This is a genomic window from Mesorhizobium amorphae CCNWGS0123 (assembly GCF_001686985.1).
In the GTDB taxonomy this organism is placed as follows: domain Bacteria; phylum Pseudomonadota; class Alphaproteobacteria; order Rhizobiales; family Rhizobiaceae; genus Mesorhizobium; species Mesorhizobium amorphae.
The window spans coordinates 4,046,568-4,068,125 of record NZ_CP015318.1 but is presented as its reverse complement, the minus strand read 5'-3'; the positions used below and the strand labels follow the sequence as shown (position 1 = coordinate 4,068,125).

At 63.2% G+C, this 21,558-nt stretch carries 17 protein-coding genes and 1 pseudogene; 9 read left to right on the top strand and 9 right to left on the bottom strand.

All coding sequences use genetic code 11. The features are described 5' to 3' along the window. Positions 1–120 precede the first annotated feature (120 nt). Positions 121–1,650 carry an MBL fold metallo-hydrolase gene (locus A6B35_RS19125; protein ID WP_139032251.1) on the bottom strand — a complete coding sequence of 510 codons (1,530 nt, stop codon included), beginning with the start codon at positions 1,648–1,650 and terminating at the stop codon, positions 121–123. Then, positions 1,643–5,320, bottom strand: coding sequence for a S8 family serine peptidase (locus A6B35_RS19120; protein WP_006205235.1), 3,678 nt, complete (start codon positions 5,318–5,320; stop codon positions 1,643–1,645). The genes A6B35_RS19125 and A6B35_RS19120 overlap by 8 nt, the downstream gene beginning before the upstream one ends. A gap of 496 nt (positions 5,321–5,816) precedes the next feature. On the opposite strand from A6B35_RS19120, the gene A6B35_RS19115 reads away from it, so the two are divergent. Next, complete coding sequence (locus A6B35_RS19115) at positions 5,817–6,503, top strand: Crp/Fnr family transcriptional regulator (RefSeq protein WP_006205234.1); 687 nt, start codon at positions 5,817–5,819, stop codon at positions 6,501–6,503. A 16-nt stretch (positions 6,504–6,519) separates the two neighbouring features. Here the strand turns inward: A6B35_RS19115 and A6B35_RS19110 are convergent, their stop codons facing one another. Next, positions 6,520–10,845 (bottom strand): cytochrome P450, encoded by a 4,326-nt coding sequence (locus tag A6B35_RS19110; protein WP_006205233.1) that lies wholly within the window; start codon positions 10,843–10,845, stop codon positions 6,520–6,522. A 109-nt stretch (positions 10,846–10,954) separates the two neighbouring features. Beyond that, a complete protein-coding gene (locus tag A6B35_RS19105; RefSeq protein ID WP_006205232.1) occupies positions 10,955–12,736 on the bottom strand; it encodes an adenylate/guanylate cyclase domain-containing protein in 1,782 nt (593 codons plus the stop codon). Between the two features lie 431 nt (positions 12,737–13,167). Here A6B35_RS19105 and A6B35_RS19100 point away from each other — a divergent pair, with 431 nt between their 5' ends. Both A6B35_RS19100 and A6B35_RS19095 read left to right on the top strand, forming a co-directional pair. After that, positions 13,168–13,425: a PepSY domain-containing protein gene (locus A6B35_RS19100; protein WP_006205231.1), complete on the top strand. Its 258-nt coding sequence runs from the start codon at positions 13,168–13,170 to the stop codon at positions 13,423–13,425. 104 nt (positions 13,426–13,529) lie between these two features. After that, positions 13,530–14,003: a hypothetical protein gene (locus tag A6B35_RS19095; protein ID WP_040583694.1), complete on the top strand. Its 474-nt coding sequence runs from the start codon at positions 13,530–13,532 to the stop codon at positions 14,001–14,003. 36 nt (positions 14,004–14,039) lie between these two features. On the opposite strand, the gene A6B35_RS19090 is transcribed toward A6B35_RS19095, so the two are convergent. From A6B35_RS19090 to A6B35_RS19085, 3 genes are all read right to left on the bottom strand, one after another. Then, the gene (locus tag A6B35_RS19090) at positions 14,040–15,917 is read right to left on the bottom strand and encodes a L,D-transpeptidase family protein (protein WP_006205229.1); all 1,878 of its coding nucleotides are present in this window, start codon (positions 15,915–15,917) and stop codon (positions 14,040–14,042) included. Between the two features lie 214 nt (positions 15,918–16,131). Then, positions 16,132–16,254 carry an SDR family oxidoreductase gene (locus A6B35_RS34595; protein ID WP_425277677.1) on the bottom strand — a complete coding sequence of 41 codons (123 nt, stop codon included), beginning with the start codon at positions 16,252–16,254 and terminating at the stop codon, positions 16,132–16,134. 37 nt (positions 16,255–16,291) lie between these two features. After that, a complete protein-coding gene (locus A6B35_RS19085) occupies positions 16,292–17,203 on the bottom strand; it encodes an alpha/beta hydrolase (RefSeq protein ID WP_040583690.1) in 912 nt (303 codons plus the stop codon). Positions 17,204–17,250: 47 nt separating this feature from the next. Here A6B35_RS19085 and A6B35_RS19080 point away from each other — a divergent pair, with 47 nt between their 5' ends. Further along, a complete protein-coding gene (locus tag A6B35_RS19080; RefSeq protein ID WP_006205226.1) occupies positions 17,251–17,703 on the top strand; it encodes a MarR family winged helix-turn-helix transcriptional regulator in 453 nt (150 codons plus the stop codon). Between the two features lie 25 nt (positions 17,704–17,728). Here the strand turns inward: A6B35_RS19080 and A6B35_RS19075 are convergent, their stop codons facing one another. Beyond that, positions 17,729–18,340 carry a pyridoxamine 5'-phosphate oxidase family protein gene (locus A6B35_RS19075; RefSeq protein ID WP_006205225.1) on the bottom strand — a complete coding sequence of 204 codons (612 nt, stop codon included), beginning with the start codon at positions 18,338–18,340 and terminating at the stop codon, positions 17,729–17,731. Between the two features lie 149 nt (positions 18,341–18,489). Here A6B35_RS19075 and A6B35_RS19070 point away from each other — a divergent pair, with 149 nt between their 5' ends. Continuing rightward, complete coding sequence (locus tag A6B35_RS19070) at positions 18,490–18,945, top strand: nuclear transport factor 2 family protein (RefSeq protein WP_006205224.1); 456 nt, start codon at positions 18,490–18,492, stop codon at positions 18,943–18,945. On the opposite strand, the gene A6B35_RS19065 is transcribed toward A6B35_RS19070, so the two are convergent. Further along, positions 18,942–19,295, bottom strand: coding sequence for a gamma-butyrobetaine hydroxylase family protein (locus A6B35_RS19065; protein WP_006205223.1), 354 nt, complete (start codon positions 19,293–19,295; stop codon positions 18,942–18,944). The genes A6B35_RS19070 and A6B35_RS19065 overlap by 4 nt on opposite strands. 199 nt (positions 19,296–19,494) lie before the next feature. Here A6B35_RS19065 and moaA point away from each other — a divergent pair, with 199 nt between their 5' ends. The 4 genes and pseudogenes from moaA (at position 19,495) to A6B35_RS37365 (ending at position 21,492) form a co-directional block, all read left to right on the top strand. After that, a complete protein-coding gene (gene moaA, locus A6B35_RS19060) occupies positions 19,495–20,490 on the top strand; it encodes a GTP 3',8-cyclase MoaA (RefSeq protein ID WP_006205222.1) in 996 nt (331 codons plus the stop codon). 55 nt (positions 20,491–20,545) lie between these two features. Then, on the top strand, positions 20,546–20,710 hold the full coding sequence (locus tag A6B35_RS36670; RefSeq protein WP_244426048.1) for a hypothetical protein: 165 nt from the start codon (positions 20,546–20,548) through the stop codon (positions 20,708–20,710). Positions 20,711–20,860: 150 nt separating this feature from the next. After that, positions 20,861–21,019 carry a hypothetical protein gene (locus A6B35_RS36665; protein ID WP_244426046.1) on the top strand — a complete coding sequence of 53 codons (159 nt, stop codon included), beginning with the start codon at positions 20,861–20,863 and terminating at the stop codon, positions 21,017–21,019. Between the two features lie 117 nt (positions 21,020–21,136). Further along, a pseudogene (locus tag A6B35_RS37365) lies at positions 21,137–21,492 on the top strand (hypothetical protein). Positions 21,493–21,558 lie beyond the last annotated feature (66 nt).

Genomic DNA, 21,558 nt, shown 5'->3' with positions numbered 1-21,558 from the left:
TCAGATTAACAATCAAGTAAGCAAGTCAATTCGCGTCAAACATTCTCGCGTCATAATGTTGGCATGTATGTTCGCGTAAAATCGCTCAAGAGATGAGATGATCGCTTCGCTTGACGCATCTCACGCCAAATCAACCTCCACCCACAGCCCACCCTCCCCGCGAGCCTTATCGCGTGGCGCGTGTCGCACTGCACGGATCGATCCGGACGGCGTGACGAAGGCCGGCTTGCCGTTCTTGTCGGCCAGCCACTTGTCGTCGGCGCGGATGACGCGGCCGTTGGTCTTGGCGGCTAGCGCGGTCAGGATGGCGTCGTAGGGCATTTCGTGCCAGCGGACTTTCTTGGCGTCATCCTGGTTGGTCGGGATGAAGGCCGAAAGATCGGCGTTGGTCAAAAGGTCGATGCCCTGTTTCTGCGGCATGGCATTCTGGCTGCCGTGATGGGCGACCTTCAGATAGACCGTGCGCGCCATAAGGTCGGCCGTCGTCACCGTCGCCTGCTCCAGTTGCCATTTCAAATCCTTCCAGCTCAGCCAGTTGCCGATCTGGGCGTCGCCCGGGAACAGGAACACGTTGTTGCTGTCGGTGAACTCGAACGCCAGGACCAGGCTGGTGTTGTTGACGCCGCGATCGAGCTGCAGGGCAAGGTCGGCGGCGATCCCCATCCAGTCGGCGTCGATGCGGCGCCACGACTGGTCGTGGTCCTCCGTTGGCGCCGGATGGGAGACCGGCCCCGCATAGTGCTCGCGGACAAAGGCGCCGATATCGATCCTGGGATCACTGCCCTTGTCGCCGTTCAGCGCCGCCGACAGTTCCGTGCCGACGTGGCGCTCGAACGGGCTGAGCTCATCGATATAGTCTGCGTCGCCGGTTCCGTCGTTCATCTTCAGCCCCGCGGCAAGCGCCCGCGCGAACGGACCGCCGCCGGCAAGCGGAAACATTTCGCCCGCCTTTTCCTCAAGCCGAAGTGCCGCCTTGTCGCGAGGCGGACCAAGCACGTAGATGCGTAGATTGGGCAGTTGCTCGATCGAGAGCGGCGGCTTGCCTGGTTCGAGATAGGTCGGCCTGGTCTTCGAAAGGCCGGCGGCTGCGTCTCGCGCCGAGCGCACTCTTTCGCCGGCGGCGCCGAACTGGAAGCCGAGCACCGACTGCAGCCCGTCACGAATGCCTGCCAGATGAGCGGTCGGCTCCTGGGCGGCATCGAGCCTCTTGCTCACACCTTGCAGCGCCGTCAGGGCCGCGGCCTTGAACTTGTCGAGCTCGACGGCCTGCTGGTCGGCCGGGTTTTCCGTCCATGCCATCCATACCTCTTTGACATCAAAGCCCGCGAACAGGTCCTTCGAAGTCAGGAAGCCCGAAACATGGTCCCAATGCTCATGGGTGACGACGAGGACGTCGATCTTGCCGCCATCCGTCGCCTTCTCGATGTCGGCGACGATGTCCGCCACGAGCGCCGGGCCACCCTTGATCGACACATGAACGCCGCAGTCGATCAGCATGCGGAACAGTGAGCCGTCGGGCGTTGGGAAGCTCAGCAGGTGGCAGTCGCCGATGCCCTGGCAATAGTGCCGGACCGTCACGGCGGGCTTTATCGCCACTGCCGCATTCGCCGCTTCTTGCCGCCTGGCTCTTGTTGCCGGCTTCCTAGACATGATCGTCATCTCCATCGCTGGCATGCAGGAGGGCGAAGGGCTCGGAAACCTCGTTGCCGAAATACAGCGCTCGCAGCGGCGACATATAGTTCGCGGTCGCGGTGTCGGCCTGGCGCTTGCGCCGATCGAGGCTGCCGGTGTTCTTGATGATCGAATAGCGGATGCTTTCCTTGCCTTTACGCGGGTCGATGATGAGCGTCGCTCCGCCGCGAAACCAGATGAAGCCATCGCCCGCCTTCACGCCGTTCGGCACGGGCTTGCCTTCGAAATCGATCGGAATGCGCTGCTGGATGACGGCGATCACCTCGGTGCGGAACGAGCCGTTGGGTTCGACGCGTCGGGTCGGACGCACGCTGAGAATGCTGAAGGTGGTCTCGCCCTTTTTTGCCTTGGCCAAAAGGGTGCCGTCGTCGCGATAGCGCGGCAGGTCGGGCAGAAGTCCGAACTCCTTGTGAAGGGTCGGATGGGCGGCAAAGGTTCGGTGCATCGCCTGCCACATCGCATAGCGGTTCTTCTCATTGAGGGCGAAGATCTCGGAGCGATCGAGTTGCTGGTTCCAGCCGAGGTCGATCTCGTCCAGCAGCCCCTGCAGCCAGGGCGGTGACGGATCGTCGGGCTCGCTCCAGGCAAGCGTCTCTTCCGAGATGGTGCGCACGTCGCGCGGCAGAAGCTTCCATCGGCGAAAGGATTCGATGAAAGCCAGGCGATAATGGAGCGGGTCGTCGGGGAAGGCATCGATGTCGGCCGTGATCAGGGCCCGCAGATATTCGCCGAAGGTGATGTCGACGGCGGGGCAGTAGTCGAGCGCGCGAATGCACATGGTCAGCATCTGCTGGGCGACCTTGGCGGTCTCGTCGGTCAGGCGCTCGACCAGGCTGGGATGCAAGGTGCCGGCCGGCAGCACGCCGGTGCCCCCGGTCGCCAACTGGACAAGGTCGTCGGTACGGCGGTCGGCGATCGCCAGGAACGCCTGATACACGGCAAAGACCAGGATCGAGCCCCGGTCATGCGGCTCGAAGGTCTTGGCATAGTCGAGCGCGGCCATGCCGGGGCCGCCATAGTCGCGCAGTGGCCCGGCGCGGCCGCTGCCCTCGCCGAACTGCGCGGCGATGCCGGACAAAAGCGTGGCCACGGACACGTCGCCCTTCGCCTTGGCTATCGCAAAGCTGACAAGCTCCTTGAGGGTGAAGTGCTGGAACAGCGCCACGATATCGGCAAAGGCCTCATGGAAGGCCGGCACGTCGGGGTTGGACGCCTCTTCGAAAAGGCGATGCAAACCGTCGAGCAGCGCATGCGACATCTCATGCGCGACAATGTCGTTCGACAGGCAGGAAAACACCGTCGTGCCCGGCGTGGTGACGTCGCCGTCCTTGCTCTCGGCGGGAAAATAACCGAACAGCAACGCCTTCTTGTCGGGGCTGTAGTAGGCGTTCGCAGTGCGCAGCGCGTGCGGATAGATGCGCAGGCGCGGCACTTCATGCGCCTTCATGGCCATGCTGCCGCGGCTGCCGACCTTGCCGGTATAGTGCGGCGCCCACAGAGCGCGGCGACCCAGGGCGCGCTCGAAATGCCCGATCGTGGTCATGGCGACGGCGTAGACCATCTGCTGGTGGAATTGCGGATTGCCTTCCGAGGGCGGCAGGCCGTCCTGGGCGAGCAGGATCTTGTCGTTGAGGTCGACCGGGTCGTAGACGCGGTTGGATGCCGGATCGATGTCGATGACCTCGAGATATTCGCCAACCGGGCCGGGCAGCAAGGCCTTGGCCGTCGACGGCTCGTCGTCCCAGGGAACGGAAAGGGTCGCCTGAAAGACGGACACGGAATCCAGCTGCTTGGCGATGGACGGATCGAGCGCATAGATGCGCAGGCGGCGCTTGGGCGGCGGCAGCGGGCGCGGCTTGCGCTTGATCTGCGGCGCCGGTTTCGTCGCCGCCGGCGCAGGGGGGCTGGCGCCTGGTCGTCCCAGCACGCCTTCGAGAAAGGTCCGCAGCGGCCCGGATGGATCGCCGTCGTCGAGCGCGGCTTCCAGGTAGCGGTTGCGCGCGGCGGCCGAGATCTTGCTGGGGTCGACATCCGGATCGGCGATCGCCTGGTCGACCGACGCGACGCGCTGCGCCATCTGGGTCAGTTCCAGCGCCAGCATTTGTCGATGCATGATGTCGGCGGGCGACATCGCCGCCACGGAGTTGCCGCCACCGGTGATGAAATCCAGCCAGGCCCAGGAATATTCGGCCGGCGGCAATCTGCGAAGCTTGTTCTCCGCCGGCGGCATGATGGAAAGCGCGGCATCCGCGCGGATCACGCCCTGGCCGATCTTTTCCAACGTCTCCGCCGCCCCCATCTTGGCCGTGGTCTTCGATGCCGCTGAAAACAGCGCGAAGCGAACGGCTTCGATGCGCATCCAGGGCTGGGAGTAATTCTTGACAACGTTCCAGTGCTCGGCCAGCCAGAGTGCCGCCGCGGCGGCGATCTGCGGCGTTGCCGCCGATGTGCCGCTGCCATCCATGTCGACGATCTTGGCGCAGTCGATTTCGGCCCACGGCACGTTCGGCGTATAGGCGCCAAGCGCCGTCTTCATCTTCGATTGCGGCCCGTAATTGCCTTGCATGGTGCCGAAGCTCAGGCCGGAATAGGCGCGGCCGTCGGCCATCACGCCGCAGGCCGCCAGAACGCGGTTGTAGCGGGCCGGAAAGACGATGCTTCGTGGCGTGATCGTGAAATTGTTGCCGGCGGCGGTGACCATCACGACGCCGTTGTCATAGGCAAGGTTGACCGCGTCGACCAGCGCTTGCGAGGTCAGGCCGCCCATGCTCATCGACAGCACCTGGGCGCCTTTCGCGCGGGCATAGTCGATACCTTGCACCATCGTGCCGGTGGTGAGCCGCACCACCCAGTCGGCGATGCGCACCGGGATGATGTTTGCCAGCGGGGCGGCGCCGACGAAGTCCTTGAAGCCCGGCCAGTTCGGCGAGGTGCCGTCGAGCTTGTTGCCGGCGAGCAGGCTGAGCGTGCCGGTACCGTGGCCGCGATTGCTGGCGAGGCCGCCTGACGGAGCATGATCGGTGGCGTCGTTCGGGCCGGCGCCGTCATTGACGAAATTGCGCTGCTGCGCGGTGAGCAATCCGGCGGGCAAGGTGCGATGCCCCGGATCGAAGCCGGTATCGAGATGGGCGATGGTGATCTTGGCCTGCTTGGCGCCGACCTTGGCGCGGGCGGTGGCGAACTGGCTGAAGGCCGCGCCGGCATTCCAGGCGACGACGCCCGGCATCGTGGCCTGCCCGCCTGCCGGATCCTGGTCATCGAAGGTGCAGACCGGACTGGCGCTCGCCGCCATGCCACGGTTGCCATTGGCGTCCCTGTAGTCCCAGTGCTGGACGATGTCGGGCTCCACGGCCAGGACTTCAGGGCCGCCTGCCGCCGCGAATGCCTGGCCTTGGCCGACAAGGGCATGGGCATCGTTCCAGGGATTCCCCGAACTGGCCTTGGCGCTCAGCCTGAGCCAGGTCGCGCCTGGATCGGCAGCGGCGCCGAGATTGCCGCCCGAAGCGCCCGGCGGCACGCGCAGGATTGGCTCGACGTCGACCGCCCCGAGGCGCAATGAGCGGCTGCCCGCGGCAAAACCGGCACCGTCGCCGCGCACCTTGATCAGGAGTCCCGCTGCCGTCGCCATGGCATGCTCCGCTTTCCCAATCGGTTGAAGTAGAAATCGTAGTCTCGACTGTCAGGTCCTGGCAAGGGTAGGTTGAAAAACCGCCAAATAACTGAAGTTACGCCGGCTTATGTTTCATGAAGAAGTGTTTTGCCGCGCGTGATTGCTTGTCGTTGAAATACTGCCGGTTGCCGGACAATCGCGCCATTCGACTGGCATCTCTGTGACGGACTTCACAGATGCCCGGCAGCTTCCGCACGAATGTGCCCAGGGGTTGCACTTCGGCCGGCTGCTTCGAACCGGGTTTCCCACACTTCGAAAAAAGGCAGCCGCTCCAAGGCGGGTTTTTTGAGCACCTAGTCATTTGCACGGCTGCCGTCTGCGCGCTCCCGGCCACCTCCCGCCGCGCGTGCAGACGGCCTTCCGTGTTTCGGCCGCGGCCTTACATGAACGCCGGGCTTTGATGATGGGCTCTCTTGCCGTAAACTTTAGCAGTTGGGGTAATTGGAAAATCGATATGGCTTTCGCCAGCGCGAACGACAGGAACGATCTGCCGCGCCTCGCACGGATCGACCCGCTCCAGTTCGACCTGCTGTTCAGCGGCTGCAAGCTGGAACGCTACGCAGCCGGCCAGCACCTGTTCGTCCAGGAAGATGCCGCCGACCGCATCTACGGCGTGATGAGCGGCACGGTGGAGATTTCGATCTACTCGCCCGGCGGCCAGAAGCTGGTGGCCAACATCGAGCTCCAGCGCAGCCTGGTCGGAGAGATCGGCGCGCTTGACGGACGCCCGCGCACGGCAACCGCCATCTGTCTCACGGCTTGCGAGCTGGTCTCGCTCAGCCGGACGCAACTCTTTGATCGAATTGAGAAAAACCCGTCTCTGGCGCGCGCGATGATCGAGCTGTTGTGCGCGCGGCTGCGCTGGGTCAGCGGCGAGCTCGGGGACCAGGCCTTCTTCGGCATCGAGGCCAGGCTGGCCAAGCGCCTGGTGTTTCTCGCCGGCGTCATGGCCGACGGAGCAGGCTGGATTCCGATCTCGCAATCGGAGCTCGGCGAGTTCCTCGGCGCAACGCGCGAGTCCGTCAACAAGACGCTCAACGACTGGCGCAACCGGCAGATCATCGCCATCAAGCGCGGCGGCTTGCGCATAACCGACAGCAAGGCGCTCAACCATATCGCCCAATCGCAGGACGACGACTGAGCGATTCCGGGCCGAATCAAAGCCGCGATTTCAGGTAGCGCAGCGACGAACGGCTCGGCATGAAGAAGTAGCCGCCGCCCTTCGTGGTGACGAATTGCGGGATTTCCTGGAGGATCGTGACCTTCTCCCAGGATGGAATCGTGAAGTGCCCGCCCTGGTCGCGCGCACCAATCGTCGGATCCTTTTCGCCAACCAGGCCCTGAAAGGAAGTCGACGATACCCAGGTCTGCTGGATGAATTCGTACTGGCGCTCGATGTCGGCGTTCAGGCACATGAAGAGCAGCCCCTTTTCGGCCTTTCCACTCTCACCGTCCTGCTTCTCATAGGTGCGCCCGACGCGCAGGATGCGGTGGCGCTTGCCGATATTGATCTCCGTCTCGCGGTCCTCACCAAGCGAGTCGCGCGGGTTGGAACGGCGTATGTGGGCACCGAGCGGGCAGCGATGCCCTTGCGGATCCTCGGCGCCGATGGCGAAATTGTTGTCGACGACGCGTCCCGGATGATCGGGATTGCGCACCAGCGAACTGCCGTTCTGCCAGCGGCCGAGCATCTTGGCGGCAACCCACTCCGACGTCGCGGACTGATTGCCGGTTTCGTTCGCAACCCGCGCCGCCGCCCTTTTGCAATAGTCGTTGAAAATGTCGACATGCTGCTCGAATTGGCGAACGACCAGGAACGAGCCGTTGCGGCCGAAATCCCGCGGGGGCGGAGGCAGGTCCGGAATCTGCCGACTACGACGCACCTGCGACAGGATTCCGCTCCGATCGCGCGCGGCGCTTACCGAGGGCGAGGCCGGATAGAAGCCGTGCTCGTCGCGGTAGCCGAACAGGAACTCGCCGGGCGCGACCAGATGCATGGTCGCGGCGCCCCTGCTGGCGCGCGTCGTTCCCCGCACGATCGGCTGCGAAATCCCATCGGCGAAGCCGAAATGCTCATAAGCGGGCCCGCGTTCCGACTTGCCGTCAGGTTTTGCCGTATTCGACGATTTCGTGTTCGTGTTGGTCGGGTCTCGCTTTACGGCGAGCGGCAGTTCAGCGACGACCTTCATCCCCGCGCCGGTCGTCTTTCGTTTCACGACGGCGATCTCGGTCACCAACTTTTCCGGTTTTTCCGCATAGCAGACGATGACCACGTCCACAGGCTTCTTCAACGATCCCCACTCCCATTCGTCGGGTGCTTCGCGGCCTCGGTCGTCCAGGATGCGCCCACGCTCGGGATTGCCCATGCCATGGCGAAAGGCAATCGGGAATGTGTCCAGCGGATCGTCGTCGACGCCGGCGTCGAGCCCAAGCTGCCGCAGACCGCCGGGACCAAAGGCCACCGTCATGGCTCGCCCGGCGGGCCTGCCTTCGCCGAAACTCGTCTGTTCGATGACGAAATCGAGCCAGGCCCGGCGTTTGGACGTCGGCAATTTGTCCGGCACGCGGATCGCAATCATATGCGCATAGCCAAGCGGGCCGAACGGGCCGAAGAAGATGGACTGGATCTCGCCGGTTTCCAGTTGCTGCTCGAGAGGCGCCGGAAAGGCTGAGCTGATGTTGGTCAGAAGCGAGGTGGTCTTTTGAACGGTGGTTCTTTCGGTCACCGGACGCGGCAGCGAACCGAACAGGCTCAGCCAGTCGCGCGCCTCGTTGCCGACGGCGGAACCAATGCCGCGCCTGATCCGGGAATTGATCCGGATACGCGTGGTGTTGAGATCGGGATAGGCGGAGTACCAGAACAGGGTCGGCACCTGCTGGCGCCGCGCCCAGCGCTTGAAGCGATCGCCGTCGCGCGCGCCGTCGAGGAATAGCCAGCGTGTGCGAGGATAGCCGTTGGTGTTGCTCCACACGCCGGTCAGCCCGGCGGATGCCTTGGCAATGAAGTCTTCGAGATAGCTTTCCCAGCTGCCGCCATAGTTGGAGAAGAACATCAGCCTGTTGGAGCCCGGCAGCAGCACCCAGCGGGCGAAATGGATGGTGTTGATGGTGTTGAGAAAGCCTGGCTTGAACACCTTCTGCGCAGCTATCGAGATCAGGTAGAAGGAAAACCTGAGCGCCAGCCTCCGCAAGATACCAGCCTTCATCGTCGAGATCGCGGTCAGATGGTTCTGCGCCGCGTGGTCCTCCTTGGCGAGTATCTCGTTCAAGGCAGATATTCCGATCGATGTATTTTCCGGCCGATCCTTGTCCTCGATGCGCCGCAACGCAAGCAAGCACAAGAACAACAGCAGCGCCACCGCTGCCAACAGTCCAAGCGCCGACAACAGAAGCGAAGTGAGTGCTATGGCTATGGCGGTTGAGGAGATCTCGTGGGAACTGATGTCAATGGATCTGCCGAACACCACACTGTAAGTCATGTACCAGCACGCAGCCCAGATGACCGCCACTGTCGCAAAAACCGGTGGCACCAGCAGGGTCGTCATGAGGGCACGGCCCCAATGACCCGGAGGCCTCTCCAGCAGGCTTTCGGCGGGCTCGAACGCCCAGCTGAACCTTCCGAGCGACCGGACATGCTGACGCGCCTCGGCAAGCACCGCGGCGGCGTCGCCATTGCCGGTACGCGGACGTTCGACGATGTTGCGTACCGCGTCGGCGAGGTCGGCTTCGGCCAGGATCCGTCGGACCGAATGTCCGGGCGTGCCCGAAAACACCAGACCGGCGGTGCTGCCGAATGATGGCGATATCGCGACGTTGCGCTTGCGCAGGAAGTCGTTCAGCGCGCTGCCTTCGGGCAGGCCGCAGAAATCCTTGAAAATCGGCCGCAACTGGTGGCCAATGGCCTGCGCCAGGGCATCGATCACCTCATCGGCGGCGCCGTCGCCGGAGATTTCGAGAACGAGGGCGCCTTTCTCAAGGCCTGACGCCTCATCTGTCTCGCCGGTGCCGGCAACGGCCAGGCTGGTGAAATGAATGGTGCCGGCGATGTCGAGTTCCTCGCCGACTGCCTGCGTGGCCGGATTGCCTAATGTCGCGACCCTTTTGCGAATGGCATCCAGCGATGCGCCGCGTGTGATCGGGCAGACCACCGTCACCATCGAATGATCGACCGTGCGGCACAGCGCCGGCCGGTCGAAATCGACCTTGAGGCTTTCCGGATAAGCGCCGAGGTTCGTCATCCGCCCGGCCCTGCCGGGCGCCCGGCGCAGCCTGTCCTTCTGGAACAGTGCGCGAATGCTTTCGCCGATCTGAATCCTGGCGATCTCGGCGCCGATGCACAAATGGATGCCGTGGCCGAACACCATGTAATCGCGAAGCGGACGCGAGGTGTCGAACTCGTTCGGGTTTTGCACCGCTTCTGGATCGAACATCGCCGACAGCGTGGCCGGCATTACCACCGTTCCCGCCTTCACCAGGCGCTCGCGCGGCGTGCCCCTGGCGATGGTCGCGTCACGCGAGGTATAGCGCCAGGGACCGACCCAGATCGGCTTGAAGCGCATGGCTTCCATGATCGCCCGGTCAAGCTTGCCGGTATCGTCGTCGGCCAGCGCCGCATCGACCGCCCGCCGCGCGTCCGGCCGGGACAGGATGACATCGAGGCAGTTGCTGCCGGCCAGCACGTTGGTCGGGACAAAGCCGGCGATCATGCCGAGCATGATCGATTGGAGGTCGGGCTTCGACAGGCGGCCCTGGTCGAGAAGGGCGACGAGCCTCGGCAGCGGCCGCTCGTCCTTTCCTCCCCTCTGCCTGATCGCGTCGATGGAGCGGTCGATGACCTTGATCAGCCGGTCGCCCGCGACCACGGCAAGCTGGCGCGTGGTGGGGCTTGCCGTCGGATCGGAAAAGAACAGCGCGCTCAATGCGATCGCCCAGTCGGCGAATTCGGATTCGTCGTCGATCTCGAGACCGAAATAGTCGCGGCAGATGCGCACCGGAACGATCTTCATCAGCCCGGAGATGGCGTCAAAGCCGGGGTTGGCCCGGGCCATGATGTCCTTGGAATGACGCGCGGCGATCGGCCGGACCATGGCCTCGACCTCCGCCGGCGGGAAGGCGCTGAGCACAGACGATTTCATCTGCCGGTAGGCGGCGCCGTCCTGCATGCCGAGAATGAAGTTCGACCCCCGCGCCAGCTCGGCCATCTCCGGGCCATAGGGCGTCTCGAATTCGTCGCCGCGCTCAAGGATGTCGCGAACGTCGGCATTCCTGGTCACCAGCAGGAAATTGCCGATAGCAAGGTTTGGCCAGAAGCGGCGCAGCAGCCCCAGCACCCAGCGCGGATCGCTGAACAGATAGCCGGCGATGCGAGATGCCAGGCCGCCCTTGGAACGGAGCCGCCCGAGATCGAAGGGCGGCATTTCCGACACCGGACGCTGGCTTTGCTGGGCGGCGAGAATGGCGGCGAAATACTTGATCTTGATCATGCGCGTTCAAGCCCCCCGGCTGTCCACGTCATTGCGATACCGGCTAACCCCATGGCCTAGGTTTGCTTCGGCTCGGCGTATGTTAAGTTCCTCACAGTCAGCAGCCAAATCATTTGCCCGACCTGGCCGCTTCGAAATTGCCGATAAGGAATTCGTTCGCCGCCTTGTCGACGAAAGGTATCCAGCGCACCCGTTGGTCGGAGAAATCCGGGTGCCTCGTCGTGAAAATGGCCAGCTCCCGTCGGGCTTCTTCCGTGCGGCCGCTGCGCGCCAAGGCACCGATCTTGAGGAACCTGGCGTAGAAGTAGCCAGGCGACAAGTTGAGCGAGCGATCCGCGATGGCGATGGCGGCCTGCCAGTCCTCGACGAAACTGTAGGCGACCGCCAGTTCCCCCAGATTGTGGAACCTGTAGAGATCGAAGGGGCTCAATCGCTCGGCGTCGAGAAAGAACGGTATCGCGCCGGCGGCATCGCCGAGCAGCAGCCGGGCGCTGCCCATCGCTGAGCTCGCGAAGGCAAAGCTCGGATTGATATGAATCGCCTCCCGCAGATGCTCGACCGCGGCCCGCGGCTCTCCCCTCATGATGTCGATCGCGCCGAGATGGGCGTGCGGGCGTGCGTCCAGGCTGTCCATGAGCAAGGCCTTGCGCGCATATTGCTCGACCTTCGCCAGATCGTCGCTGTCGCCGAAACGAAGCCACGCCCGCCAGAAATACCACCATGCGAGCTCATTCAGCACGGCGCTAGAATTGGGGTCTTCCCGATAGGCCTTTTCGAAGAAATCCAGCGCGATTTCGGTGTCGCCGCGGGTGCGCCGGTTCATGTGCCAGCGGCCACGCCGCACCAATTGCCAGGTCTCCAGGCTTTCCCAGGGCACCTGGAAGGTGCGCGCCTGCTCGGCCCGGTCGACCTCCTTGTCGAGAATGGAGACGATCTCGCTGCCGATCTGGTCGCGCAGGTTGAAGATGTCGACGAGGTCGCGATCGAAGCGCTGCGACCACACCAGGCGCCCGTTCGAGCTGTCGGCAAGCGACGTGTTGAGGCGGATCTGTCCGCCATTGCGTATCAGTGTGCCGCTGACGATGTAGCGCGCGCCAAGGGCGTTGCCGATCACCCGCGTTCCCAGGCTGTCGTCACGGAACTGGAAGCTGGAACTCTTGGCGATCACCGAAAGCCATCTGGTGTTGGACAGGCCGTAAATGATGTCCTCGGCAATGCCATCCGCCATGTAGCCGACGTCGTGCTCACCGCCGTCGCCGGCAAACGGCAACACGGCGATCGCGGGCGGGCCCATGAGGGCGAGCTTCTGCCGCTCAAGGGGCATCGACATGGAGGCCAGCGGGGCCATTGGCGCGGAGCCGTTGCCGCCGCGGCCGGCGATCAGGACGCGCACCGGCAGCGCGATGTTCTTCAGCATGAATTCGCCAAGGTCGGTGAATTCAGCCGTGGTCTTGTCCTTCACATGGTGCCAGGTGGTCTCGGAGATGGCGAGCCCGTCATGCGGAGCGAGTTCCTGCAGCCTGGCGGCGATGTTGACGTCGTCGCCATAAAGGCGACCTTCGCGCACGATGACGTCGCCGGTGTTGATGCCGGCACGAAAGGGCATGCGCATGTCTTGCGCCGCCGATGCATTGAGCGTCACGATCCGGCCCTGGAAATCGAAGGCCGCACGCAGAGCTTCGATCGGACTGCCGAATTCGGCCATGACGCTGTCGCCGGCATCGCCGAAGGTGCGGCCACCAAACGCCCCACAGCTATCGGCGATGATGTCGCGCCGTTCCTCGAAGGCCGCGACGGCCAACTCGTCGTCGATACCCATCAGCCGTGAAAATCCAACGGCATCGATGGAAATGATTGTCGCCAGCTGACGGGTGTAGTTCCGTTCAGCCATAATGGAGCCCCCCGGTCCCTTCTGGTCCTGTCCAACACAGGCGATTGCCCGCTCCTGGGCACTTCGCCGCGTTGCTGAATGAAGATTCAGACAGGCCGGCGCGCAGATACCGCCCTGTCACGGCAGCAAGTCTAGCAGGGTCACGGCAAAAGCTCCACCACGATCAGCTAATGTATCGCAGAGCGCGGCTCCGCCATGGCCAGCTGCTGGTTATCTGAGATCTCGGAAAGGGTAGTTGTCCTTACGCATTGAAATTCAATGGCATTCGTAGATTGCAGCTGCAGCGATTGGGAACGGTTTTTGATGATCCCGGATCGCAATTGCAAACAATGGTGGTGCAACGACCCGATCCTACCTTTGGCGCACCGGAACAAACCGGCCCGGAAGCGAGTTTCCAACGCACATTACGCCAACATGAAATGAGGGCACTCATGCGCATCGTTGTTCTGGCGACCAGCCTGGCGGTTCTTCTCGTGAGTGGATCGGCTTTCGCGGCCGACGAAAAACCACTGCCCCCGCCCAATGCCAAGAAGCTGTCGGAGATCATCGCCAAGGTCGAACAGCGCAACGACTTCCAGTATGTGAAGGAGGTCGACTGGGATAGCGGCGTCTATACCGTCACCTACTATACGAGCGACAAGGCGAAAGTCGAAATCTCCTACGATCCCGTGACCGGCGAGACGAAATAGATCGCCAACGCGCTGCAGACCCATGGCACGGCGCGCCATATGCTCTTGCGCCGGCACATCTTTGATGGCTGACTGCGGCTCTATAATTGCGGGCACGGGGGTGCATGGCAGTGGTAAAGCACGTATCGAAGCGCGTCCTGATGATGCTCGCCGGCTATCTGGTGGCGGTTCTGGCGGGGCTGTTCGCGGTGGTGGCGATTTACGCCATGCTGAGTTCGCTGCCCAACGCGCCAGACTATTTCAGCGTCGTGGGCGTTAGCCCGATCGCGGCACTGCTGGTGCCGCCGCTCGGCATGTTCATCTATTTCCTGACGATCGTATTGACCGGGATGCAGACGCTTGTCTTTGCCCTGATCGCCGAGTTCTTCTCGCTGCGCAATGCCCTGCTGCACATGATGTTCGGCGCCATCGCGGCGGTCGCGGGATTCGCTCTGATCTGGCCGGGCGCATCGGAAAATCCAGAGCGCTGGGCCGATATGGGTATCATCGGCACGGCGGGTGTCGTGGCCGGCCTGGTCTATTGGCTGATTGCCGGCCGCGACGCCGGTTTCCGGCGGCCGCTCTTCGAGCGAGCCTAACCTGCGTCGCGCACCCTCCGGCCGGGCCTTGGGGCTTCAGCTCGCCGGCGAGCGAACCGCCTCGGTCGCGTCGAGCGCCTGCATCAGCCTTGTGTCGCGGTCGTAGACGTCGCCGAAATATTCGACATTGCCGGACATGTCGGGCCAGGCGGTGAAATAGGCGACATAGACCGGGATGGTCCGCGTCACATTCTCGGTCGAATGCCCGTGCTTCAGCTTCTCGACGACATAATCGACCGAGGTGCCGAGAACCGCCGCCGCCATGCCGCGCGGATCCTGCAGCCGGACGCAGCCGTGGCTGAGCGCGCGCATGTCGCGCTCGAAGAAGGACTTCTGCGGCGTATCATGCATGTAGATGGCGTGCTTGTTGGGGAACAGGATCTTCAGCTCGCCCAGCGCGTTGGCCTCGCTTGGCAGCTGGCGCACGCTGTAGGGGATGTTGGCGCCGTAGCCACCCCAATTGACCGCCGATGACGGGACGCGCCTGCCGCGCGAATCGGTGACTTCGTAACCGGCTCGGTCGAGATAGCCCGGATCGTTGCGCAGCCTCGGCAGCATCTCGTTGACGATGATCGACTGCGGCACGCCCCAATAGGGATGAAAATCGACCTGCTTGATCTCCTTGTAGAAGAAGGCGGTCTGGTTGGTCGTCCGGCCGATGACCACGCGGGTCTTCAGCTTCACCTCGCCATTGTCGATATAGCTTGCGGTGAAGGCCGGCTGGTTGATGAACACGCGTGGACTGCCGAGATCGGAAGGCAACCAGCGCAGTTCCTCGAGCGCCACCTCCACCTTCCCGATCTTGTCGGCCTTGGACGTACCGGCGAGCGAGGCGACCGTACGCGGGCCGATGACGCCGTCGCCTTTCATGCCGGCCCGCTTCTGCACCGCCTTGATGACCGGCACCAGCTCGGGGTCATAGATCTCGCTCTTGCCGAGTCTCGCCAGCACCTCGCCAAACTCGCCGCCCATCTCGTCGTCGAGATTGCGAGCGATCAGCGTCAACAGCTTGGGCAGTTCGGGACTGGTCTCGCCGGGTTTCAGCAAGAGCTTGGGATCGACGACGATCTCGTTCTCCTCGCTGGCCTGGAGCGCTTCCAGCTCGACGCGCAGTGCCTGGTATTCCGGGTTCTGGGGATGCCGCGATTCGAGATAGGTGCGGACTTCCTGCGTATGCGCCAGCGTCTTCAGGACGCCTTCCATGTCGAGCGGCTTCGGCGGAAAATCATAGTAGCCGGTCATGCGGTTGGGGTCGACGCGGCCGCTCTGGGCGTCATGGGCGTAGCGCAGCACGCGTGCCGACAGCGCCATCTCGAAGCGGACGAGCTCTTTCAGGCGCTCGTCGGGGGTAGCAGACGACGTGGCGGCTGCCGGAACGTCGACCGTATAGTCGGCCGGCGTCAGGCCATAGCTCGCGGCTTCGCCAAGCACCCGCACTGCATCCTGCGCACGGCTGTTGGGAGCGGTTCCGCTAACCCAGATGAAATCCGGATTGGCCGAGTAATAGGCGGTCAGCGCCTTGGCGACATCCGGTTCGGCATAAAGCTCATAGTCGCCGAGACCGGCAATCGCCTCGGCGAAGGCATTGCCGGTGACGGACGGCACGAAAGCGGCGTCCTGCGGCGCCGAGGGCTGCGGTTTCGGCATCAGCGCCGTGAAGTCGACACGCACCAGCCGGTCGGCCTTGTAGGTATAATAGGACGGGCTGCTGATCCTGGTGCCGCCACCGGTACCGGGTTTTGGCTTCGGCTTGTATTTGGGTGGCGGCGGGAATTCGCCTTCCGGGTTATGGCGGACACCGCCGCCGAAAAGCATGTCGAACAGGCCCTGCGCGCTGGCCTGCGGCACGGCAAAGGCCAGTGCTGCCGCGACCGCAAGCGGCATTACGGCGGCTCTGTTTGCGAAGACATTCATGGATTCACCCGCTCCGGTTGCAACCGGCTCCCGTTCCGCGCCGCTAGACGATCTTGCCAACCGCATGGCGGATGTAAGGCGCGACTATACCGATTCATACCGATTTCGTTAAGCTTCCATAAATTTCGAGGGGTCTGTTGCAGAACGGTTTCACAAGTTTGTGACGGCCGGAGCGAATTCGTTTCTGCTCCGGCCGGTTGAAACCTGGGGTGCGTCAGGCGTTGGCGCCGCCGTCGATGGTCAGCGCGGCGCCGGTGGCGAATCGGCTCTCGGGCCCCGTCAGCCATGCGACCATGCCGGCGATCTCCTCGGCCATGCCGAATCGGGGCGTCGCCATCTTCCGGTCGAGCCCCGGGGCAGAAAAGAAATGGAGCTTAGTGCAGAGCTGCCGGCTCGCGCTCGCCGGCAACGAAGCCGACGGCGCGCTCGACCACACCCTTGTCGGCGAGGATGCGGCGATGGCCGAGCCCCTCGGCCCAATGAAGCCTGACATGCTCACCGGCGCCGGCATAGCGCCTGGCATGATCGGCGGAGACCTCGCGGTCGTCGGGCGCGTGGATGACCAGCGTCGGCACCGGCGCCTGGGCAAGCTGACGATCACCGGTGAATTCGCGCAACGGCCGTCCGGCTAGTTTTTCGACCCGGTCGGCCATGGCAACCTGCGAACGCGGGCCGACATTGAGCATGCGGCTGAAGTCGTCGAAGATCGCCGGCAGCGAGCTCGGCGCCGCGATCAGCACCAGCCGATCGGCCGCCACCGGCTGGATGCCCTTGACGGAACCGGCAACGGCGTTGGCAGCGACGGCACCGCCGAAGGAATGGCCGACGATTACCGCGAACGGCCCGAACCATTCGCCTACCACCCTTGCAGCGTCGACCGCGTTGACCATGTTCAGGCGGCGCCCTTGCGACTGGCCGTGGCCCGGCAGGTCGAGCGAGACGACCCTGTAGCCGGCGCCGCGATAGCCTTCGATCAGCGCGCGCATATATTCCGTGCGTGAGCGCCAGCCGTGGATGACAAGCACGGTGCCTTGGGCCGCCCTGCCCGGCTCGGGCCGGAATTCATGCGCCATGACGCAACCCGTCCTGGTCTTCAGCCGGTGATGGCGCGCCTCGGTCATGAAGGCCGCCGCGCGGTCAACGGCGCGACGCTCGCCGTCGCTGAGGGCTTTGACGTTGGGCGTACGGCAGAACAATTCGAACGCGGCGCGGCCGCTCAGACGGGGTGCCACATGCTCGGCGGCGCCGAACACCCCCCGGATGACCTTCAATCCAAATGATGCCATAGTGGCGATCCATCCATTCGTTCAAGCATGAACATAATAGTTCAAATATGAACATTAAGCAAGACCTGCCCTGGGACAACCCGCGCTTTCGCAACTGGGTCGCGGTGGCGCGCGCCTGCCATGTGGTGGAGCGTTCGCTGGCGGTGAAGCTGGCGCCGCTGGATCTGAAGCCGGCGCAGCTCGACGTGCTGATGAACCTCTATCGCCATCCGGGCATGTCGCAGCACGATCTTGCCCGCAAGCTCCTGGTCGGCCGTTCCAACATAACCATGCTGTTGCCGCAGCTCGAAACGCGCGCCCTGCTGCGCCGCGAAGGCGACGAGAAGGACAAGCGGGTGCTGCGGCTGACGCTGACCAATGAGGGCGAGGCCCTGCTGATGCAGGCGCTGAAGATCCACATGACGCTGATCGAGAAAGCGATGAGCCAGTCGACGCCGGAGCAGTGCGACCTGATCGGCGAGCAAATGCGCAAGATTTACGAAGTGCTGAAGGACGCGTGACGGGCTCGATTGGCCTTGAAGCCATTCACCACATCGTTTTCTTCGCCCGCTCCGGCCATTCCTTGTCATAGACTTCGCCGTCGATGTTCTTGCGGCTGGTGATTTCGAGGATTTGGCCGGGCGTCGGCAGCGACTTCGGGTCGACATGCCTTGCCGGGTTCCACAGGTCCGATCGGACGATGGCGCGGGCGCATTGGAAATAGACCGAATCGATATCGACGACGGTGACCGAGCGAGCGGGCTTGCCATCGACGCTGAACGAAGCGCACAGCACGGCATCGGTGGTTATGTGGGCGCGGCCGTTGACACGCAGCGTCGTGCCGGAACCTGGCACCAGGAACAGCAGACCGACGCGCGGATCGCGGATTATGTTCTTCAGCGAGTCGGCTCGGTTGTTGCCGCGCCGGTCCGGCATCATAATTGTCTTCGGGTCATGGATGCGCACGAAGCCGGCGAGATCGCCGCGCGGCGAGCAGTCCAGCCCCTCCGGTCCGCTGGTAGCCAGAGCGACGAAGGGCGAGGCTTCGATGAAGGCGGCATATTCGGGGATGACATGGTCGAGTTCCTTGACCACCGACGCTTCGCCGGGCAGGCCATAGAGGGCTTCGAGCTGTTCGACCGATGTGATCTCAGACATTTTTCCAGTCTCCGAAACTTTGCCGGCGTTACTCCAACTGCGTGACATCTTCGCGACGCGCCGCAGCCTGACAATCAGGAAACGGGTGTCGATGCAATAATTTCAGGCGCAAACCGTGTCGACCGTACAAAACGGACACGGAGATCGAAATGGACAAAGCACTTGAGCGGCAAAGCACCGCCATGGAACTTCTGGAAAACATGTTCGACGTCGAAATGCGCTTCCTCCAATCGGGCTCCGGCAACATCGAGATGCTGACCGGCGCCTTCCACAGCGACGTCGTAGTGCATGAACCGCAATCACTGCCCTATTCCGGCGATTGGAGCGGCCTTGAAGGCATCGCCGCGCTTTTCCAGAAGATGCAGGAAAGCTGGAGCAATGTTGCGGTCGAGAACCTGCAGGCGGCACAAAACGATGACATCGTCTTCATGAGCTGCACGCTTTCGCTGACGTCGCGAGCCAATGGCATGACGATCAGGCAGCCTTTTGCCGAAGTCCTGCGCTTCAGGGATGGCCGGCTGTTTGAAGGCACGCCCTTCTACTACGACACCAGCGAGATCCTGGCTGCCCTGGCCAAGCCGACAGATGCGGCCAGGACGAACTAGCGGTCGCGGCTGAGTCCCTTTTCCGCCAGTTCGGCGAGGTAGGCGCTCCAGCGCTCTTCCTTCTCGTGACCCAGCGTGTGCAAATAGTTCCAGGTGAAGATGCCAGTGTCGTGGAAATCGTCGAAGGTGATGCGCACGGCATAATTGCCGACCGGCTCGATCTTGAGGATCGCGACGTTGCGCTTGCCGGGAACGGTCACCCGCTGGTCAGGCGAATGGCCCTGCACTTCGGCCGAGGGCGAGGCTACGCGCAGCAATTCCGCCGGCAGTTCGAACGGCCGGTGATCCGGAAAGGTGACGGTGAGCAGCTTGCGGTCCTTCGAGACCCGGAGTTCCTTCGGCGCCGTCATGCTGATCGTTCCTGCGTTGCGTCCGCCCTTCCCTACGCTGCTTCGGCACAGGCGAAAAGGCCGTTGCAGGCCAGCCGACACGCAATGTCGGTGAGGGAATGTTACCAAAGATCAAGACCGGCTATCTTGAATGCTGGACCGGATCGTATCACATAGCCGTATATAACGACGCCGCTCACGGCCACGGAAGCGCTTGAACATGGACATGATCGACCCATTCGGTCGCACGATCAGCTATTTGCGCGTGTCGGTCACCGACCGTTGCGATTTCCGCTGCACCTATTGCATGGCCGAGGACATGACCTTCCTGCCCAAGAAGGACCTGCTGTCGCTGGAAGAACTCGATCGGCTCTGCACCGTCTTCATCGAAAAGGGTGTACGGAAGCTGCGGCTGACCGGCGGCGAGCCGCTGGTGCGCAAGAACATCATGCATCTGGTGCGCCAGCTTTCGCGCCACCTCGACAGCGGCGCGCTGGAAGAACTGACGCTGACCACCAACGGCTCGCAGCTGTCGCGCTTCGCCCAGGAGCTCGCCGATTGCGGGGTCAGGCGCATCAATGTCTCGCTGGACACGCTCGATGCCGACAAGTTCCACCAGATTACTCGCTGGGGCCATCTCGGCAAGGTCATGGAAGGCATCGACGCCGCGCAGGCCGCCGGCTTGAAGGTCAAGCTCAACGGGGTGGCGCTGAAGGATTTCAACGACGCCGAACTGCCTGACATGATGCGCTGGGCGCATGGTCGTGGCATGGACCTGACGGTCATCGAAACCATGCCGATGGGCGAGATCGACGCCGACCGCACCGACCAGTATCTGCCGTTGTCGCTGCTGCGCGCCTCGCTCGAGCGGCAGTTCACGCTGACCGACATCCCCTACAAGACCGGCGGCCCGGCGCGCTATGTCCATGTCGCCGAGACCGGTGGCAGGCTCGGCTTCATCACGCCGATGACGCATAATTTCTGCGAAAGTTGCAACCGTGTCCGGCTGACCTGCACCGGCACGCTCTATATGTGCCTGGGACAGGAAGACGCTGCCGACCTGCGCGCGCCGCTGCGTGCGTCCGAAGGCAACGAACTCGTCGCAGATGCCATCGACGAGGCGATCGGCCGCAAGCCGAAGGGCCATGATTTCATCATCGACCGCCGCACCAGCCGCCCCTCGGTGTCCAGGCATATGAGCGTCACCGGCGGCTGATTTTTTCTCGCGATTGGTGCAAGATCGCCTCCGAACACAGGCAGCGGGAGGCACCGTGAGGCACTTTCAGCTCATCTCGATCGCCTTGGCATCGTTTGTGACAACCGCAGCGATCGCGGCTCCATTCACCTATACCAATGCGCGCTTCGGCACAGTCTGCACCTTTCCCGACGAGATTTTCACCTTGCCCCAGCCAGAGCCGGACAATGGCGACGGGTAGCAATGGCTCAGCGCCGACGGCGCCAGCCTGATCTGTTCGGGCATCCTCAATATCGATGACGACACGCCGAAGAGCTTTGTCGCCGCCGAGAAAGCGAGCAAGGAGCCGAGCTACAAGATTACCTACAGCAAGACCGGCAAGGATTGGGCGGTGCTGTCGGGCATCAAGGGCGAGGCCATTTTCTACGAGCGCCGTCTGTTTGGAAAAGACGGCGTGATCCGCACCGTCTGGATCGAGTATCCGCCAGCCCTTAAGGCGAAATACGATCCGCTGGTGGGCGCAATTGCGGGCAGCCTCAAGGGACCGTGAGCATCTCGGCAGCACCGCAATATTTTCAGATCCGAGAGCCGCTACCTGATTTACCGGCAATGCGTTCCAGCCTAGCCTTCGATTCTGGCGGTTTTCGCTACAAAGGGGGATTACAACATGCGTAAACTCGTTCTTTCTCTCGCATTGCTCGGCCTCGCGGCGGTACCGGCAACGGCGCAGTCGATCGGCGGCACCTATACTGTCGCCGGCACCAATTTCGACGGCTCGGCCTATGGCGGCGAGGCAACCATCCGCTGACCAGCGAGACGACCCGCACCATCCATTGGGAGACCGGCGGTTCGTCCTCGGACGGCATCTGCATGCGCAACGACAATGCCTTCTCGGCCGGCTACGTGATGGGCAAGGAAATCGGGCTCGTCGTCTACAAGGTGGAAAAAGACGGCTCGCTGCACGGCCTTTGGACGATCGCCGGCAAGGACGGCAGCGGCACGGAGGTGTTGACTCCGAAGTAAGTCCCGGGTCTTCAAGCGGATATTGTGGGCCACGGCGAAAACCGTGGCCCAGTCCTTTGGCGTTGC